1 protein-coding gene is annotated in these 1,063 nt (G+C 60.4%); it reads left to right on the top strand.

The window, feature by feature from the left end; translation table 11 throughout:
• Positions 1 to 182 precede the first annotated feature (182 nt).
• Positions 183 to 1,063: IS110 family RNA-guided transposase (locus D7T59_RS21085; RefSeq protein WP_180853539.1), on the top strand; the 881-nt coding region annotated here is incomplete at its 3' end.

Below are 1,063 nucleotides of genomic sequence, written 5' to 3'. Positions count from 1 at the left end.
GGTGCCGAGAGCCCGGCGTGGGCGACCGTGTGGATCTAGGTCTTTCGACCGTGAAGTAGCTTGGGTCCCCACGCCGGAATCTCCCTGAAACGCCCGAACAGTTGGTTGAGTTGGCGCTCGAACTGATAAGACTGGGCTAGCTGGGAGAGCTCTCGACCCTGTCAGCCTAGCGGAGTTCTGCCATGTTTGGGATCGGGATCGACGTGAGCAAGGCCATGTTGGATGTGGCCGTCCACGGAGAGCAGTTTCGCCAATTCAGCAACGACAAGCGTGGCTTTGCCAGCTTGGTCCGGTGGCTGAAGAAGTGGCCCATCAAGCAGGTCGTTCTTGAGGCAAGCGGAGGTTACGAGCGGGATGCTTTGGATGCCTTGCATGCTGCCGGTCTGCCCATGGTACGCATCAATCCCGCGCGGGTACGACGGTTTGCTCAGGGCATCGGGCGGGCTGCAAAAACCGATCGAATCGATGCCACGGTGCTTGCGCAGATGGCCCATCTATTGTCGCTTACCCACTACGTACCGCCTGCGCCCTGGCAACAACGTCTGGCTGAATTTACCCAGTGCCGCAGGCACTTGGTGCAGATGCGGGTCAGCGAGATGCAGCGCTTGCGGCGTTTGGTAGACCCAGATCTGATCGCGATGAAGCAACGTCATATAGCTCAGCTATCTGACGAGCTGAAGCAATTGGACAAAGCTATCGCCGAGCAGCTTGAAGGGCAGCCCGGTTGGCAGAACATCGGCTCGGTGAAGGGCGTCGGGCCAATTCTGGTCAGCACCCTTGCCTGCGAGTTGCCCGAGCTGGGCAGCCTGGGAAGCAAAGCCATTGCATCACTGGTGGGCTTGGCGCCGATGAACCGCGAAAGCGGCACCTGGCATGGCCAACGGCGCATCAGTGGCGGGCGCGCGGTGGTACGCGAGGCCCTTTACATGGCGGCCCTGACGGCGATCCGGTACGAGCCAAAGCTCCGCGATTTCTATGCAGGCCTGAAGGCCAAGGGTAAAGCGAGCAAGGTGGCACTGGTGGCGGTCATGCGGAAAATGCTGGTGATCCTCAATGCCCGCAA

Origin of the sequence: Stenotrophomonas maltophilia (assembly GCF_013464915.1) — a bacterium.
Classification (GTDB): Bacteria; Pseudomonadota; Gammaproteobacteria; order Xanthomonadales; family Xanthomonadaceae; genus Stenotrophomonas; species Stenotrophomonas maltophilia_AT.
The sequence above is the reverse complement of the archived record's forward strand: the minus strand, read 5'-3'. Positions and strand labels throughout refer to the sequence as shown.